Source organism: Dongshaea marina (assembly GCF_003072645.1).
GTDB classification, from domain to species: domain Bacteria; phylum Pseudomonadota; class Gammaproteobacteria; order Enterobacterales; family Aeromonadaceae; genus Dongshaea; species Dongshaea marina.
In genome coordinates this window covers 3,842,753-3,859,107 of the sequence record NZ_CP028897.1, presented here as the reverse complement: position 1 = coordinate 3,859,107, position 16,355 = coordinate 3,842,753, and the positions used below count along the sequence as shown (strand labels likewise).

Here is a 16,355-nt window from a genome sequence, read left to right as displayed (position 1 = left end):
ATGGATAACTCTCCTGAGTGGATAAACTGAAACAGCAACAATGGTAGATCTTAATGACGAAATAGTCGGAACCAAGTCCCGGTCCGACGCTCAATCCCCAAGCATAGTACGCCGTATTCTTTCTAAAGATTTCGACAAGACTCCCGCCCTGGTTTTGGTCCTGGCCGGACTCACCGGGATTATTGCCGGTCAGCTCTGTACCTGGTTTGAGATCGGGGTCGATAAGATTATCGAACTTCGCCATCTCTATCTGGGAGCCCATAGTGGCTGGACCCTGCTTGTCGCGGCCTTTGTGATTAGCGGTATCATGGGGGGAATAGGCTACTACCTGACCCATAAGTTTGCGCCTGAGGCGGGTGGTTCCGGGATCCCTGAGATTGAGGGGGCCTTGGATGAGCTCAGGCCGGTTCGCTGGTATCGGGTGTTGCCGGTGAAGTTTTTTGGAGGCCTTTGTACCCTGGGAAGCGGTATGGTGCTTGGGCGTGAAGGACCCTCGGTGCAGATGGGGGGAATGTCGGTAAGATGCTCAGTGACATCTTCAAGCTGGACAGAGATCACTCCCATGCTCTGTTGGCTGCGGGTGCAGCGGGTGGTCTGGCGGCCGCCTTCAACGCTCCCCTTGCCGGGATCCTATTCGTCATCGAGGAGATGCGTCCCCAGTTTCGCTACTCCTTTATCGCCATCAAGGCGGTCGCTCTGTCGGCGATTCTTTCGACCATAGTGCTGCAATTAAACCGTGGCCAGCAGGCGATCATTGAGCTGCCCCGTTACCTGGCTCCGCCGCTCAACACCCTGTGGCTGTATCTTGCCATGGGTTGCTGCTTCGGTTTCCTGGGCTTTTTCTTCAACAAGTTTGTGCTGTCGGCCCAGGATGGCTACCAGGCGATCCATAAAAACAAGCGCAGCCGCTTTGTGATCATCGGGGTTGTGCTCGGTGGTGTGTTTGGTCTGCTGACCTTTGCGGTGCCTGAGCTCACCACAGGCGGGATCAAGCTGATTCCAACCTTTACCGAAACGGGCATGGCCTTTAGCGTGATCCTGGGGCTGTTTGTGATGCGTCTCATCGCAACCGTGCTCTGTTTTAGCTCCGGAGCCCCGGGGGGATCTTTGCTCCCATGCTGGCGCTGGGCACTCTGTTTGGGATCTTTTTTGGCCATAGTTTCATGGAGCTGTTCCCCCACCTGCATATTGAGGCCGGAACTTTCGCGATTGCCGGAATGGGTGCCCTGTTTGCTGCGACGGTACGGGCGCCGATCACAGGGATCGTGCTGGTGACCGAGATGACGGATAACTACCAGCTGATCCTGCCGATGATGCTGACGACCCTGGGGGCAACCGTGGTTGCGCAGCTGTTGGGTGGCAAACCAATCTATTCTCAGATCCTGCACCGGACCCTGCTGAATTCGATGCGTAAGAAGAAAGAGGATGCCAAGGAGAAGGCGATGGACAAACTCCAGGCGACTAATAGTTGAACTCATTTGTCAGGTATTGGATAATCGACCCGTTTTATAGTTAAGAGGTACTGCAATGAGTACAGAGGCAGAGATGACATTGCCCCTTCAGGTAACCGATGCCGCGGCAAACAAGGTCAAGGCACTGCTCGAAGAGGAACAGAATCACGAGCTGAAACTGAGAGTCTACATCACAGGTGGAGGCTGCTCCGGGTTTCAGTACGGGTTCACCTTTGATGAGAAGATCAACGAAGGGGATATGGTGATCGATAAAAACGGTGTGCAGATCGTTGTGGATCCCATGAGCCTTCAGTACCTGGTCGGTGGTACAGTGGACTATACCGAAGGGCTGGAGGGCTCACGCTTTCTGGTCAATAACCCCAACGCGACCACCACCTGTGGCTGCGGATCTTCTTTTTCGGTTTAATACCCCATCCCGGGATGCTCTGCACAGGGCATCCCGTCCTGTTTTCCTTTGCATAAACTCCAGATTACCCAGCTTATCCTCCTGAACGCCCGCTCAAGCGCGATATCCATATCCCAATCCTCAATGGCTCCGCGGATCATTTACCCATATGGCAATAGGGCCAAAAAAACAGCTCAGCGCGACAGCAGAACGGCTCTATTCAAGTTTATAAACCATATGTGTTCTAACAGGTTGATGAACCCGAATGGGTCCCAAATTGAGGCGTTGGTGTTTGGCTTGTGACACATGCTGACGCATCAAGGGATGAACATCTGAACAAAAGCTAATCGATACACTCCGGATAGATTTTGATCCCAGGAGGAGGAGGGTCAGTCCACTTAGTTTTCAGTGAAGCGAAAGTTTACAAGTTTTGATGGAATTGGGTCACTTTCATATTTTATAAGATCCTTTTTTATTTCAAATGTTTATTTAGTAAATGTTGGTTTTGATTCAGCTTTAGTTAAGAAGTTTGTTGAAAGCTCTATCGCGGCCTGAACAATAAGATAGAGGGGAAACAAATAACTCAAAGAGCAGGCTTTGAGTGTTTTTTGGGCGCACTGCACAATACTGATATTTGTGTTTTTTTTTAATAACATCTCTGACTCAAATGTTCACATGGATGTTCAAATGTTTTCGAGTAATGCCAAAGAGTATCGCAGGCACCTCGCGGTGCAGCTGTGTAAAGAAAAGGGATATACACAGAGTGAAGTTGCCAAGCTGATCGGTGTTTCCCAGGGATGTGTGAGTCAGTGGTGTCAACGTGTGACTGAAGATGGTGAGCAGGGGTTAAAAACCCGTAGCCACACCGGACGAAAGCCACGCCTGGCGGCGGATAAGCTGACTGAAATTTTAACCCGACTGCAAAACTCCTCTCCTCAGGAGTGGGGCTGTGATGGAGCAAAATGGACGACTCTGACACTGGCACAAGCTATTGAGGGGGCCTGTGGTGTGAAGTTCAGCCGTTCCCGGGTCAGCCAGCTACTTCGCCAGCATGGTTGGTTACTTAATAAGTCCTGATCTTTAAACCTATCTAGGTACTGCCCGGCTTTTCTGCGGCTTGAAATTGTCATATTTTGACAGGTTTAATCTATTGCAGTTCGGTGTAAGCCGGGTCTATTTTCTCTAAGTGGAGATTAAATAATTTATTGTTTATCAGACTCCATACTCCTTGGGTAGAACAATTAAGTTGCGTGACATGCACGCCATGACTCGCATAGCCTTGCATCGATATTCTGAAACAAATTAATTTTGTTAACCCTCAATTATCAATTATTTCCTGTATGTTTAATCGGGTGATCTATCCCACTTGCTTTGCAGCATGAAAAAATACCAAGAAGGGTGTTGAATGGGTCCATTATTCTTGGTAAGTTCGAAGCGGATTTAGCTTTCAGAAATTCCATTCAGAAATTTAATGAAGATAATCTGAATAAAAATTAAATAAATCGTGTATTTTGTAAATATTTATTCCGTTCTTTCTGATGTGAGAGCTGCTTCTGCCTTGTTGTCATCGGAGCGAATTGATTAACAAACCAATATTCAGGAGGTTGATGTAGCGATTTAGAGAAAATCCACAGTGTGCAGATTTAAATTCTAGGTTTTGTATGACCTTGTCTCATTAGTGATTCTTTCATTCATATGGAGTGTGATTGTGAAAGTTTTCAGCAAAGATCGATGCAAGTCTGTTTCAGTATCCAGTGCCTTTCTCCTCTGTGCCATGTTGGCTCACCCCGTTCAGGCAAAACAGCCATTTTTGATGTCCTATTTTGCAAACTACGCCGGCTATTCAAATGCAAACTATGTGTCTAAAGAAACCAGTAGTGCCGGCCGCGTGATTCCTTCAGCCAGCTATACCATTCCCGGGGTTAAATTTGGATATCCGGTCATGGATAACAACAATCCGGTTGTAGCACAGCAATCAACCAATAACACGGATCTCCAGGATAAGGTCAATGGCTTATCAGCCCTGGCTTATGCCTTCATGCTGCCCACAGAAGATGGAGCAGTGGTATTTAATGACCCCTGGTCTGATTTGAGCCAGCAAGATGTCTCATCCGGTGGTTTTTTGGCCGATGGCAGCGAAGGTGAAAAGCTGGGGATGCGCAATTTTACCGTGTCTGGCAGTCACACAATATATGATTATGTGCACTACGGGGTTTTTGATGCCTTTCTTAAGTTAAATAACAGTGCCGGTAACTTGCAGCACTATATTGCAATAGGGGGCTGGACCTATCGGGACGCCATTATGGATCGTTTGGTTAGCTCTGCTCAAAATAAGCAGAACTTCTTGGATAGTCTCAAGGTTCTTAAAGCACAGGGTGTTGAAGGCGTTGACCTGGATATCGAGTTTTCCAATGTACCTAAGGATTGGAAAAATAGCCTTCTCATTAAATCACTGGCTAATGATCAGCTGGTGCAGCAGATCAAAGCGCTGGGCCTTAATTTAGCTGTTACCCTCCAGGCAACCCCATCCATGCTAGGTGATGCGACCTTTATCAAGGATCTGCAGAGCATGTTCTCTCAGGGGCTCGATCACCTGAGCCTGATGACCTATGATCTGCATGGCGCCTTTGATGCCGGTGGGACCGCTTATACCGGGTTTAACTCGAGCTTGTTCCCGGCGCCAACCGGAATGACCAATCCATTTGCCGGCACCTCCAGTAATTTTTCTGTGGATGCCGCGGTTGAAGCCCTGACCCAGGGTGGGTTAACCAAAGATCAGTTGGCCAAGGTGAATATCGGGCTGCCCGCCTATTCACGGGCCAGTATTTCGAATATTCAACAGGGCAAAGATAATCAGGGGCATGATGCGGGAGGCTTGTTCCAACCATTCTCACCCAGCTCTCAGGTGCTACCGGGAGATATGGATACCACCTCCTGTACGATCGGCTCGGCTCCATTTAATGTCGCAACCAGCACCTGTGGTGGCATGTTCAGCTATAACTATCTTCTCAAAGATGTGTTTACTTCTGGCTTTACCACCAAAGACTGGACCTATAAAGACCCGGCATCCGGAAAGACCTACTACATAGGAAGTACTGCTTATAGTCAAAATAGCTGGTCGCCGGTCACCAGCACTCTGAAATGGGCTGAGGATTCCAGTCCGGCCTTGAAGAGTCGGGTCACGAATTATCCAACCCAGGGGAACATCTTCCTCGCCTACCTGTCGGGCAAGGATGCAAAATCCTACGGTGAGTATGCGAAAGACAAGGGCTCGGGGGAGCCATCTTCTGGATGGTGAACTCGGATGCACCCTACACAGATACCCAGAACTCCCTTATCTATAACTTTGCCGAAGGATATAACTCAGACAATCCTCCCGTCACTCAGGCCAATGTGGTGTTTGAGGATATGAATAATAGCCAAATCTCGGCTCTGAGTATGACTACCATGGTAGGGGAGGCCACTCAATCCCAGGTCCAGCTGGTCAATACCGGTAATGCACCCGCAACCCTGGGAGAGCTAAGTGGTTTGCAGCTGCCATTAGGGGCCAGCTTTGATGATCCCCAGTGTGCATCTTCTGCTTTGCAGCCAAACCAGGCTTGTACACTGGATCTCAATCTCAATAGTAACAAGCAGGCACAGGTGGGTTCGGGGTCCCAAACTCTGATCGATACGGTGGCCAATAATCAAAGTGGTGATCCGAGCCTGACGATTAATTACAGCGTTCAGGCGGCACCTCAGCCCCATGTGGTGTTTGAGAATAGCCAAAATCAGGTGATTACCAGCCTGGATACCAGCACGACACCGTCAGCCAGCCAGGACTACCTGGTTAAACTGGTCAATACCGGGGAGGCCCCGGCGGCCCTGAGTAATCTCAGTGCTCTGCAATTACCTCTGGCGGCAGCTTTTAGTAATGCACAGTGCTTGCAAGCTCCGCTGGCGGCTAACGAAAGCTGTAGCGTGACAATAACTCTCAACCCTAATCGGGATGCTCAGGTCAGTAGCGGTTCACAAACCCTGACGGATGTGGTGGCGGATAATCAGGGAGGAGATCCGATCCTGAGCATCAACTACAGTATTCAGGATGCCGCAAGCTGCACCGATCCAAATGCATCCAGCTACCCGGCTTATGACTCGGGCATTACCTACCAGGCAGGGGTCAAGGTGAGCTACAAGCATTTTATCTGGCGAACTAAGTGGTATGCCGATAAGGGAATGGCTCCGGGCCAGGGAAGTAACCAGTCTGGTGGCAGCCCATGGGAGCTGGTAAAGCCTGCAGACATGCTGTTTGATTGGAGCGCGAATGTTGTCTATCAGGCGGGGACCAGGCAGTGTATAACGGTAAGCTCTACCAGGCTCGTCAATATGTCGATGGCCAGGCTCCAAAAGAGCGGACACCAGAGCAGCAGAAATCCGCTCCCTGGAATTACCTGTGGTCTGATTTGAATACCTCCACTCAGGGATGTCCCTATCCGGGTTAAAAGCTACTGATGAGAGATGCCTGCACTGTGCCAGGCATCTTTGTCATAGAAATAGCCGATGAACTGCAAAGCAGTGTTCAAAGGCATTTTGACTATGCATCGAATATAAGGATATATATCATGCTATCGAGTAAGCGAATTCTCTCTTCGCTCGCCATTTTACCCCTGGTTTCGCTGCATCCTGCTTTTGCAGCCTGTACTCTCAATAGCTCTAATCCCAGTATGTCCGGCAGTACCCTGACATTTACCTGTGATCAGGATACGGATCTGACGACTAACCTGATCCAATTTGATACAGATCAGCCGATTAAGCTCAATGGCACCCCACAGTATGAGCCATGGGCTGCCTCAATGACGGCGATGGTTTCTGATACCCACGTTGAGTTTCGTACCGCGCCTCTTGATTCGACTGGGGAGGACTTTATTGCCAAAGCCGGCCAAGCGATAACTGTGAAATTCTGGCCATATAGCGCGGATTATCAGATCTCAAATTTTATGGTGCAGCCTCCTGCCCCCATTGTGTATAGCAGTGTGAGCTTTTCCCAGGAGTCCGGTAGCTCCACTATCCCGGATACGGCTCTGGTAGCACTTCTTCCCAGCGCAGATACATCGGGAAATGGCTATAGTTTTAGCTGGAAAGATATCAAAAGCGGGGCGGCCCAGCAGGTCGCAGTGGGAAGCTACATCATCAATGCGATGAATGGCACAGATAAGATCGCCGCGATTCCGTCACAGTTGACGATCACCAAAGATAACCCGGCCAGGATAGCCCTGGATTATCACATCTATAATGGCCGCTTTACCTTCACTGCGACTCATAAACAGCCCAATAATGCGGTCAATATTGATGTTGTCGTGACGGATAACACCACGGGTGAGCAGAGCCATGTCTCTTTGCCCTGGGGCAATGTTCCGGCTCAGTTGACCAACCTTAAAGCGGGCGATCAATACAGCTTTTCTGCACCGGATGTTCTCGGGGTGGGGCACAAGTACGCCATCTCATTTAAGCCAGCGACCCTGACGCCCTCGGCAGATAAAGATAACTACAACATCAAGGTCAAAGCCAAATCGAGCAAGTTTGACTCCTACCCTGTGACGATTCGGGTGACCGGTTTGCCGACTGCGACTCAGCAGGCTGAAGTTAGCATCACAGATACACAGGGTCATAAGGTGATTGATACCCCGGTGGGTAACGGACGGCAGCAGTTCAATACCGAAGCGGGCCACTTTACCCTGGCCGGTGCCACGATCCGTAGTGGTGACTCCCTTTATAGGGCGCAACCGGTCTCTTTTGAGGTGAGTGCCGCTGGAAGCAACAGTGCTCACCTGAGCTATGTTGCATCCGCTGTCGCACCCGTCGTGACGGGCTGGCCGGATTATATCGCTCAGGGGCACTGAATATCGGGACGCAAGACCCTGCTCTGAATGATTCAAAGATAGATGCAATCTTCCGCTACGCAGGAGATGGGGGAACCGGTGATCCTGGCAAGATAGTTTATCCTGTCTATAGCCAAAATATCATGGGGGTGGCGGAGAAAACCACGGCTGCGAATCATCACCAGGTAAAACCCGTGATGGTGGTTTATACGGCACAGATGAGTGGTGGTGTGGCTTATACGGACTTTGAATATGACAATCTGATGAAGCATTTTATCAACCTGATGCTGGTCTCCAATACCCTTGAAAATCAAGGTAACAGTGCGAGCTCGGGCTCAATTGTACTTAACCCGGATCTGCTGGGATGATTCAACAGCAGGATCTTTATGTTGATGGCAAGCTCAAAGATAGGAACATAGAGGTCAATCGAGCCCTCAAGGAGGCCTACTGGTTTATCCATACCTCTCATCAGTGGAGCCTTGATTTGAGCAATGGAAAACATATCGATTTTACCGGTACACCAAAGCAATTATTCGATGCGGTGAGTCATGGTGATTTCCATGCGCAGAATGTTTATAGCCCCTGGGATATGAAGTCGGCCTTTGAGAGTGAGGCTCTGGATATTATTGAGCAATATCCGGCGAACTATCAGGTTGAACTCCCTCAATTTGCCGATGACTTTAAGGGATGGATCCAGGCCACCAACTGGGCGATAAAAGATGCGGGTCCAGACGTTACCTATGGCTGGCAGGAGAATGTCTGGAATGCGGGGAGTGCCCATTGGGTACACAATGATTATGCCCAGGCTGATGTACAGTCTAAAATGTCGACACCGACCCTGGCATTGCTCAAGGAGCTTGGGGTTTATAGCGGGACCTATAAACCCGACTTCCTGGTGTTTGATAAGTATGAGCGCGATGTGATCCCAGACTTTGTGGCAGCGGGTTGGCTGTGGAACGGTCGTGATTGGAATAACTATATGACCTATGTCAGTCAGATGAGCTCCGGGTTAGAAAATATTCCTGTGATGCTTTGGCAACTCCCCGGAGGACATCTGCAGCTAATGGGCGATGTGGATACCCGGGGCACTCATGCATCCACGGCGCCGGATTACTTCTTTGGGGATAGCAATATCCTGCCGGATATGTCCAACCTTCAGGGGTATATTCAGCAAACGCCTTTAACTGGCGGGGATTATAGTTGTGGGGATCATGCACAAACCTGCACTATCGATCAGTATCTTGCTCTGAATCACTATAACTGGGGATTAGTCACATGGAGCAGGCCAGGGATGCCCATGTGTTTGCTATCTTGTGGGGCGGCGGCACCGCAACCAGTGTTGGCAACGGCCCAACCAATGGCTCAGATAGTGGCTGGCTTAAAAATAAAGTGATGCAGTATGAGCAATCGCCGACTGGCCTATAGCTTCTGTGATAAACCGGGCTCTCTGGTGTGAGCCCGGCTCGTGATCTCATTTTGAGTCCCGCACCTGGTGCGGGGCTTTTTTATCTGGCCTGCTAAGCGCAACTTAGCTGGTGATGAGTGAAGGGATGACTCATTCTTTTGATAAAAAAATTGATTTATAGCCTGTATAAAATCAAAAAAATTAAATGCATGAGCTCAAGTTTGCGGCAGGTCATGTTTTTCATATCGATTTTCACCCTAAACTGTTGCTTCTAAGACAATATGCCCTTCACTGAGCGAGGTGGTGCAGTGCGGCTCATATTGCCATGGTTGAAAAACGATGGAGAGCGAGATGGCAGAGCAGCAAGTCAGGGCTGAACACTCAGTTAAGTCCGTTCCACCCCAGGATCTGGTTTATGGAATTAATGATAAACCACCCATATTGCAAGCTATATTTGCAGCCTTGCAGCATATGCTGGCGATGTTTGTGGGCATCATTACCCCGCCGTTGATTATCGGTAGTGCCCTGAAATTACCGGCTGCAGATATTCAATATATTGTCTCCCTGTCACTCATCATGTCCGGAGTAGGCACCCTGATCCAGACCAAGCGCCTGGGTCGGGTGGGATGTGGGTTGCTCGCGGTTCAGGGAACCAGCTTTAATTTCGTCAGCCCGATCATTGTCGCAGGTCTTGCACTGCAGCATGCGGGCGTGGACACCCAAACCATGTTGGGTACCCTGTTTGGGACCCTGTTTATCTCTGCCCTGGTGATGGTTCTGGTCAGCCGCTGCCTTCATTGGTTACGGCGGGTGATCACTCCATTGGTGACCGGGATTATTGTACTTCTGATAGGCCTGACCCTGATCAAGGAGGGAGTGGTGAGCATGGGGGGCGGCTATGGGGCGATGCAAGATGGCAGTTTTGGCTCCCTGACCAACCTTGGGCTATCAGCCCTGGTATTTTTAATCATAGTGATCTGCAACCTGGTCAACTGCTCCTTTTTGCGTTTGTCCGCGATCGTAATCGCCATGGTCATTGGCTATCTATCTGCCTGGTGGCTGGGAGTGGTCCACTATCAGGCTCCGGCCCATGAGAGCCTGTTTACCCTGCCTGCTTTTTTACCGTACGGCTTTCATTTCAGCTTTGCGTTGTTTATTCCATTAGCCATCATTGCGATTGTGACCTGCTTTGAGGCGATTGGAGATATCACAGCAACCTCAGATATCTCCCGGGAGCCGGTTGATGGCCCACTCTATATGCGACGAATTGGGGGAGGAGTGCTGGCTTCAGGGCTCAACTCTGCTCTGGCGGCGCTGACGGGGACTTTCCCTCTGTCTAATTTTGCCCAGAACAACGGGGTGATCCAGCTAACCGGTGTCGCCAGTCGCAGAGTTGGAATCATAGCTGCACTTATGCTGATCCTGCTGGGCTTTCTGCCTTCTGTGGCTTTTCTCATCCAGAATATTCCCCAGCCGGTGCTGGGAGGAGCCACCATTATCATGTTTGGCACCATAGCCGCGGCGGGGATCCGGATCATCGCCAAGCAGGAGTTGGATCGCCGGGCCCTGCTGATCCTGACCGTCTCTTTGGGGTTGGGACTCGGAGTCTCTCAGGTTCCAAATCTGCTGGTGCACCTGCCACCCCTAATTCGCAGTGTGCTCTCTTTTGGGGTTGCGACCGGCGGTATTGCGGCGATGCTTCTTAATTTGATCCTCTTTCCCGGGAGTAAGTCAGCAGTCAAGCGTAAACAGGCGGTGATCACTTTACCTAAGTGGCGGCATCATGATGACCATGTGTGAGTTGTTCGTCTCCCGGAAAGTCCGGGGGACTGGCTTGTTTGACCTGCGGTCAGCAAATTTATGCCTGCGGCACCGTTGTCCGGCCGCGGATGCTGCACATGGAGGTGTGAATGTTGCGATAGTCATGGGTGTAGTTACTCTCGGAGTAACGTAACGTGAGGTAAGGATACCGAGCAGGGAGAGATTATCAGGGATGGTAATCGACGATAGCTACCTGCGGCAGGAAAGGATTTCTTATATCCTGCAGATGGCAGGATATGTGGCTTCGCCACGCAAGCGTCGGGGCCGCCCGACAGCGGGCAAGAAGGTGCGCTCGTCCGCACCCTCTTGCATCTCCCGGGACGCCCCTTATCTCGCTAAACCCTTCGTCTCACCTAAGGATTCAAGCACCGAACAGACAGCATATCCCTATACTGACTGTTCTCTCGAAACATCCTGTTTCTCGACTTCAATCCTCTACGGCTCGCCTCGGCACTCGTTCATGGGGGGAAACTTCCTTTCTTCGATTTCTAAATGAGGGTGTATTGAGATCATCTGCATATTTTAGGTTTTAGAGGCAGGACGCCGAACTGCGAAGCTCTGCGGAGGGACTCGCAGCGCGTAGCGAGATTTTGCCTACTTTTGACGATACAAAAGTAGGGCGCTGTCGGGCGCCCCCGACACTCCTGTTGCGGTAGCCACAATCAAGCTGCATGCAATGCATCTTATGTGCAGGATAAAACGCCCCCTGCGCCTGCAGCTACACTTAAAAGAGTAACGGATATTGTTCTGCCTCAGGCAGCTGATTTGCAAGGGATTGCACTATGCTGGCACAGCTACAATCAAGCCTTTCCAGGCGCCCTTACCTGATCGCCCTGATCCTGGTGATTGCTCTGCTGTTATGGTTTGCCTCCGGCATAGGTCAACCCCGGGAAAAGCCAGCCAGAATCCAGGATTCCAGCGTGCAAACATCCCCGGTTCGGGTCCAGACTCAAATGTTTAAAGCCGAACCAACCGTGAAGCGATTGACTCTTTATGGGATGACAGAGCCAGCCCGACAGACGGTGCTAAGAGCCCAGATCAGCGGGGAGATAGAGGCATTACTTAAGGAAAAAGGGGTTAAGGTCAAGGGGGGGAGCCCTTGTTCCGACTGAGCATGGACACACGGGAGGAGCTGCTGGCACAGGCCAGAGCCCTGCTCGCTCAGAAACAGCTTGAGTTTATCGGTGCCGAGCATCTTGCTAAGAAGGGCTATCAGGGAAAGGTGCAGCTGGCGACTGCCAAAGCGGCTTTGAAAGAGGCTCAGGCTCAGGTCGCCCGATGGGAGCTGGAGATTGAGCATACGCTGATCCGTGCTCCCTATCCCGGGATGCTACAGAGCCGCTCCGTGGAGCTTGGCTCCCTGGTGCAACCAGGAGGGCGGCTTGGAGAATTTATTGAGCTTAATCCCCTGGTGATCCGGGCCGATGTTCCTGAGCTGGAGATGGCACAGATCAAGCTGGGGGAGGTCGCAGAGATCCGCTTTGCCGATGGCAGTCACACTCAGGGAAAAGTTCGTTATATCTCTGGTAGCGCCGATGTCAGTACCCATCTGTTTCGAATCGAGGTGGCTATAGATAACCGAGACTGGCGATATCGTGCCGGGATGAGCGCCGAAGTCAAGCTACCCCTGAACACCCTGGATGCCATTCATATCTCTCCCGCACTGCTGGCTCTGGCCGATGATGGAGAGATAGGCGTCATGAGCGTTGAGAGTGGGCTGGTTAAGTTTACCCCGGTTTCATTAGTCCAGGCCGATGCCGATGGAGTTTGGGTCAGCGGTATGCATGGCACCCTGGAGGTGATCACCGTCGGTCAGGGGTTCGTGTTACCCGGGGAGCAGGTGGAGGTTATCTCTACAGGAAAAGCAGATGAGCCGAAAACTGATTGAGCAGGCTATCTATCGCACCCGTACTGTGGTGATGGTTCTCGTGCTGTTGCTGGTTGCCGGCGGCTTTATCTATGTCACCATCCCCAAGGAGTCCACTCCGGATATCACGATTCCCTACATGATCATCTCGGTCAATCATCAGGGGATCTCACCCCAGGACGCCGAGCGGCTGCTGATCCGTCCTCTGGAGCAGGAGCTGCGAGGCATTGAGGGGATCCGGACCCTGTATGCTACTGCCCGGGAGGGGGGCGCCTCGCTGTTTTTAAAATTTGAGGCAGGGCTTGATCCGGGGCAGGCGCTCAATGATGTACGGGAGAAGGTGGATCTGGCCAAGGTTGAGTTGCCGGCCGATAGTGATGAGCCGGAGGTCAAAGAGATCACCATGGCCTCTGAGCACCCGGTATTGACGGTGATCCTATCCGGCAAGGCCCCTTTGAGAACGCTATTGAAACTGGCTCGCCAGATGAAGGGGGCCTGGAGAGCAATCCCGCCATTCTCGAGGTGGATGTGGTGGGTGAGCGGGAAGATATGCTTGAGGTTCTGGTGGATCCGTTACTGGTTGAGAGCTACCAGCTGGATCAGAGTGATATTTTCCCGTTGATCTCGCGCAATAATCGACTGGTAGCGGCGGGCAGCCTGGATACCGGCAAGGGACGTTTCCCGGTCAAGGTTCCTTCGGTCTACCAGTCGATCACCGATATTCTGGAGCAGCCAATCAAAGCAAGGGGCGATCGGGTGATCACCTTTGGCCAGGTCGCGACCATCCGCCGCTCCTTTAAAGACCCAGTCTCCTACGCCTATCTCAACGGTGCTCCTGCAATTTCCCTTGAGATCAAGAAGCGTCCGGGAGAAAACCTGATCGCGCTGGTGGAGGGGATCAAAAGCCAAATCGATGCTAAACGTTCCCAATGGCCAGCTTCGGTTAGCGTGCTCTATACCTGGGATGCTTCGGAGCATGTCGAGATGATGTTGAGCGATCTGCAAAATAGCGTGCTGATTGCGGTGATCCTGGTGGTGATCGTGATTGTTGCTCTGCTGGGTCTCAGAACGGCGGCGTTGGTGGGGATTTCGATACCTGGCTCGTTCCTGACCGGGATCCTGGTGCTGGCCGTGTTTGGCTATACCATCAACATGGTGGTGCTGTTCTCGCTGATTATGGCTGTTGGCCTCTTGGTTGATGGGGCGATCGTGGTGACAGAGTATGCGGATCGAGCCATGAGCGAGGGACAACACAGGCAGCAGGCCTATGCCCTGGCTGCTCGGCGCATGGCGATGCCGATCATCGCATCGACCGCCACCACCTTGGCGGCTTTTGCCCCATTGTTGTTCTGGCCCGGGATTGTCGGTGAATTTATGAAATATCTGCCGATCACCCTGATCGCCACCCTGAGTGCCTCTTTGGTGATGGCATTAATATTTGTTCCCGTATTGGGAAGCTGGTGGGGAGGGCCCAGGCCGGTAACACCAGAGATCCGTCAGCGCTATCTGGGGATGGAAAAAGGAGATCTCAGCGGACTCACCGGCTGGACAGCCAGTTATATAAAGCTGCTGCGCCTGGCTCTGGAACATCCCTGGAAGATAGTTCTGCTGGCATCGGCATTGGCGCTCCTGGTGTTCTGGGGATATGGCCGTTCCGGGCTTGGAAGCGAATTTTTCCCTGAGGTTGAGCCTGAGGGGATCACTGTAACCCTGCGCTCCGATGGCGACCTCTCTTTGGATGAGAAAGATCTGTTGGTGCGACAGGCCTCAGAGCGGTTAATTGATGTTTCCGGATTAGAGTCTCTGTATGTGCGGGTGGGGGGTGAAGAGGAGCTTGGCAGATTAAGGCTAAATCTCATCGACTGGCAGTATCGTCCCGATCATAAACAGATCTCCCGAGAGATTGAGCAGCGATTATCGATTCTTGCGGGAGTGGAGGTTGAGATCCAACCCGATAAAGATGGTCCGCCTGTGGGTAAGGATCTGGTTTTGGAGCTAAGCTCACAAAACCCTGAAGAGCTCCCTGGGTTGATTAAACAGCTCAGGAAAATTGTGGAGGAAAATCCTGCGTTTTTGAATGTGGATGACACTGCACCCAGGGCCGGGATTGAATGGCGGCTGGCAGTCGACCGCAGCAAGGCCGCCCGTTTCGGGGCGGATGCAACCCTGCTGGGTAATACGGTGCAGTTGGTCACCAACGGCCTGCGTGTAGGAGAGTATCGTCCCGATGATGTGGATGATGAGGTGGAAATCCGGGTGCGCTTTCCTAAAGAGCAGCGTAACCTGCAAAGGCTCCAGAGCTTGCGGGTGCAAACCGCCCTGGGGACAGTCCCGATCCGTAACTTTGTGACCCTGGAGCCCAAGCCCAGGGTTTCAGTCATCAGCAAGGTAGATACCCTACAGACCCTGACCCTGAGCGCTGACATGCAGCAGGGATACCTGCTTAGCCTGGAGCTGCCTAAACTTCTTGAGCAGATCAGGGAGCAGAAACTGTTGCCGGAATCCGTGCTCCTGAATGTGCGTGGAGAGAATGAGGAGCAGGAGGAATCATCCGCCTTCCTGAGCAAGGCGTTTGCCTTGGCCCTGTTTGTGATGGCGATTATTCTGGTTACTCAGTTCAATTCGTTTTACCAGGCATTTTTGATCTTAACTGCGGTTTTATTTAGCACGGTTGGGGTACTGCTGGGATTGATGATCGCCCAAAAACCCTTTGGGGTGGTGATGTCCGGGATCGGTGTGATCGCTCTGGTCGGGATTGTGGTCAATAACAACATTGTTTTGATCGATACCTATAATCGATTGCGTCGTCAGGGGTTGAGTCAGATAGATGCGATTCTAACCACCGGAGCCCAGCGCCTGCGCCCTGTGATGCTCACCTCGGTGACCACCATCCTGGGCCTGCTGCCCATGGTGCTTGAGATCAACCTCAATCTCATTGACCGAAGTATTGAGTTCGGAGGCCCCTCCATGCAATGGTGGTCTCAGCTTGCGACCGTGGTGGCCGGAGGCCTGGCGTTTGCCACTTTGCTGACTCTGGTGATGACGCCCTGTCTGCTGCGGTTGAACCGGCGGGAGGCAAGGATAGATTATTGTAATCGACAAGTTCAGGGCTGAACGATCGTCATGATATGTTTGGCCTCAAATTTAATAATGTTACCAATATACTGGATGGGCAGAGACCTTGGCGGAGGAGCATTTTGAAAGTTAAATCCTGCCGCGACCTCCTTAATCTTACCACTGAATTTTTGTTGATCCTGATCTGAGATGGCGACCAGGTAACGGAACTGGTGGTTGTCCGAGCTCAGCCACACCTTATGGTCGCCTGCGCCTGAATCGAACCTGATATCCTGTGCCTTGCAGCCGGGGGCGATGAACATCCAGAGAAGAGGACTCCAACATAGCATTTCTCCCGCATAGCCCCGTCTTTATTATCGGCCAGCAGTAGGGCTTGGAAAAGCCAGTGTGCTAATAATACCAATCCCGATGGTTGAGTGATCAGGTTATAGCTAACTCCAATTTGGATAGTCTGTGAGTCATTTAGCCCGTT

At 51.5% G+C, this 16,355-nt stretch carries 13 protein-coding genes and 1 pseudogene; 13 read left to right on the top strand and 1 reads right to left on the bottom strand.

The genetic code is table 11. From position 1 onward, the window contains the following. Nucleotides 1-40 precede the first annotated feature (40 nt). The 13 genes and pseudogenes from clcA (at nt 41) to DB847_RS17995 (ending at nt 15,922) form a co-directional block, all read left to right on the top strand. Nucleotides 41-1,472, top strand: a pseudogene (gene clcA / locus DB847_RS18050) (H(+)/Cl(-) exchange transporter ClcA). 55 nt (nt 1,473-1,527) lie between these two features. Continuing rightward, nucleotides 1,528-1,878 (top strand): iron-sulfur cluster insertion protein ErpA, encoded by a 351-nt coding sequence (gene erpA, locus DB847_RS18045; RefSeq protein ID WP_108651954.1) that lies wholly within the window; start codon nt 1,528-1,530, stop codon nt 1,876-1,878. A gap of 666 nt (nt 1,879-2,544) precedes the next feature. After that, nucleotides 2,545-2,934, top strand: a complete 390-nt coding sequence (locus DB847_RS18040) for a helix-turn-helix domain-containing protein (protein ID WP_159084731.1) — start codon at nt 2,545-2,547, stop codon at nt 2,932-2,934. 631 nt (nt 2,935-3,565) lie between these two features. After that, on the top strand, nt 3,566-5,155 hold the full coding sequence (locus DB847_RS18035) for a glycosyl hydrolase family 18 protein (protein WP_108651952.1): 1,590 nt from the start codon (nt 3,566-3,568) through the stop codon (nt 5,153-5,155). Further along, nucleotides 5,149-6,303 carry a COG1361 family protein gene (locus tag DB847_RS24515; RefSeq protein ID WP_159084730.1) on the top strand — a complete coding sequence of 385 codons (1,155 nt, stop codon included), beginning with the start codon at nt 5,149-5,151 and terminating at the stop codon, nt 6,301-6,303. The genes DB847_RS18035 and DB847_RS24515 overlap by 7 nt, the downstream gene beginning before the upstream one ends. Before the next feature lie 155 nt (nt 6,304-6,458). Further along, nucleotides 6,459-7,736, top strand: a complete 1,278-nt coding sequence (locus DB847_RS18025) for a hypothetical protein (RefSeq protein ID WP_108651950.1) — start codon at nt 6,459-6,461, stop codon at nt 7,734-7,736. 128 nt (nt 7,737-7,864) lie between these two features. After that, nucleotides 7,865-8,083: a hypothetical protein gene (locus DB847_RS18020; RefSeq protein WP_159084729.1), complete on the top strand. Its 219-nt coding sequence runs from the start codon at nt 7,865-7,867 to the stop codon at nt 8,081-8,083. After that, on the top strand, nt 8,080-9,108 hold the full coding sequence (locus DB847_RS18015; RefSeq protein WP_108651948.1) for a hypothetical protein: 1,029 nt from the start codon (nt 8,080-8,082) through the stop codon (nt 9,106-9,108). Before DB847_RS18020 ends, DB847_RS18015 begins: the two co-directional genes overlap by 4 nt. A 351-nt stretch (nt 9,109-9,459) precedes the next feature. Further along, nucleotides 9,460-10,920 carry a uracil-xanthine permease family protein gene (locus DB847_RS18010; RefSeq protein ID WP_108651947.1) on the top strand — a complete coding sequence of 487 codons (1,461 nt, stop codon included), beginning with the start codon at nt 9,460-9,462 and terminating at the stop codon, nt 10,918-10,920. 803 nt (nt 10,921-11,723) lie between these two features. Next, a complete protein-coding gene (locus DB847_RS18005; RefSeq protein WP_108651946.1) occupies nt 11,724-12,053 on the top strand; it encodes a hypothetical protein in 330 nt (109 codons plus the stop codon). Next, nucleotides 12,041-12,829 carry an efflux RND transporter periplasmic adaptor subunit gene (locus DB847_RS18000; protein ID WP_159084728.1) on the top strand — a complete coding sequence of 263 codons (789 nt, stop codon included), beginning with the start codon at nt 12,041-12,043 and terminating at the stop codon, nt 12,827-12,829. The genes DB847_RS18005 and DB847_RS18000 overlap by 13 nt, the downstream gene beginning before the upstream one ends. Continuing rightward, the gene (locus DB847_RS26435) at nt 12,810-13,430 is read left to right on the top strand and encodes an efflux RND transporter permease subunit (protein ID WP_325049093.1); all 621 of its coding nucleotides are present in this window, start codon (nt 12,810-12,812) and stop codon (nt 13,428-13,430) included. The genes DB847_RS18000 and DB847_RS26435 overlap by 20 nt, the downstream gene beginning before the upstream one ends. Beyond that, complete coding sequence (locus DB847_RS17995; protein ID WP_325049092.1) at nt 13,340-15,922, top strand: efflux RND transporter permease subunit; 2,583 nt, start codon at nt 13,340-13,342, stop codon at nt 15,920-15,922. Before DB847_RS26435 ends, DB847_RS17995 begins: the two co-directional genes overlap by 91 nt. Here DB847_RS17995 and DB847_RS17990 read toward each other — a convergent pair. Further along, entirely contained in the window at nt 15,913-16,185 is a 273-nt protein-coding gene (locus DB847_RS17990) for a hypothetical protein (protein ID WP_108651944.1), read from the bottom strand. The genes DB847_RS17995 and DB847_RS17990 overlap by 10 nt on opposite strands. Between the last annotated feature and the right edge of the window lie 170 nt (nt 16,186-16,355).

Coding starts and splice junctions, on each gene's coding strand:
- erpA (WP_108651954.1), top strand. CDS start 1,528: ATGAGTACAGAGGCAGAGATGACATTGCCCCTTCAGGTAACCGATGCC.
- DB847_RS18040 (WP_159084731.1), top strand. CDS start 2,545: ATGTTTTCGAGTAATGCCAAAGAGTATCGCAGGCACCTCGCGGTGCAG.
- DB847_RS24515 (WP_159084730.1), top strand. CDS start 5,149: ATGGTGAACTCGGATGCACCCTACACAGATACCCAGAACTCCCTTATC.
- DB847_RS18025 (WP_108651950.1), top strand. CDS start 6,459: ATGCTATCGAGTAAGCGAATTCTCTCTTCGCTCGCCATTTTACCCCTG.
- DB847_RS18015 (WP_108651948.1), top strand. CDS start 8,080: ATGATTCAACAGCAGGATCTTTATGTTGATGGCAAGCTCAAAGATAGG.
- DB847_RS18010 (WP_108651947.1), top strand. CDS start 9,460: ATGGAGAGCGAGATGGCAGAGCAGCAAGTCAGGGCTGAACACTCAGTT.
- DB847_RS18005 (WP_108651946.1), top strand. CDS start 11,724: ATGCTGGCACAGCTACAATCAAGCCTTTCCAGGCGCCCTTACCTGATC.
- DB847_RS26435 (WP_325049093.1), top strand. CDS start 12,810: ATGAGCCGAAAACTGATTGAGCAGGCTATCTATCGCACCCGTACTGTG.
- DB847_RS17990 (WP_108651944.1), bottom strand. CDS start 16,185: ATGTTCATCGCCCCCGGCTGCAAGGCACAGGATATCAGGTTCGATTCA.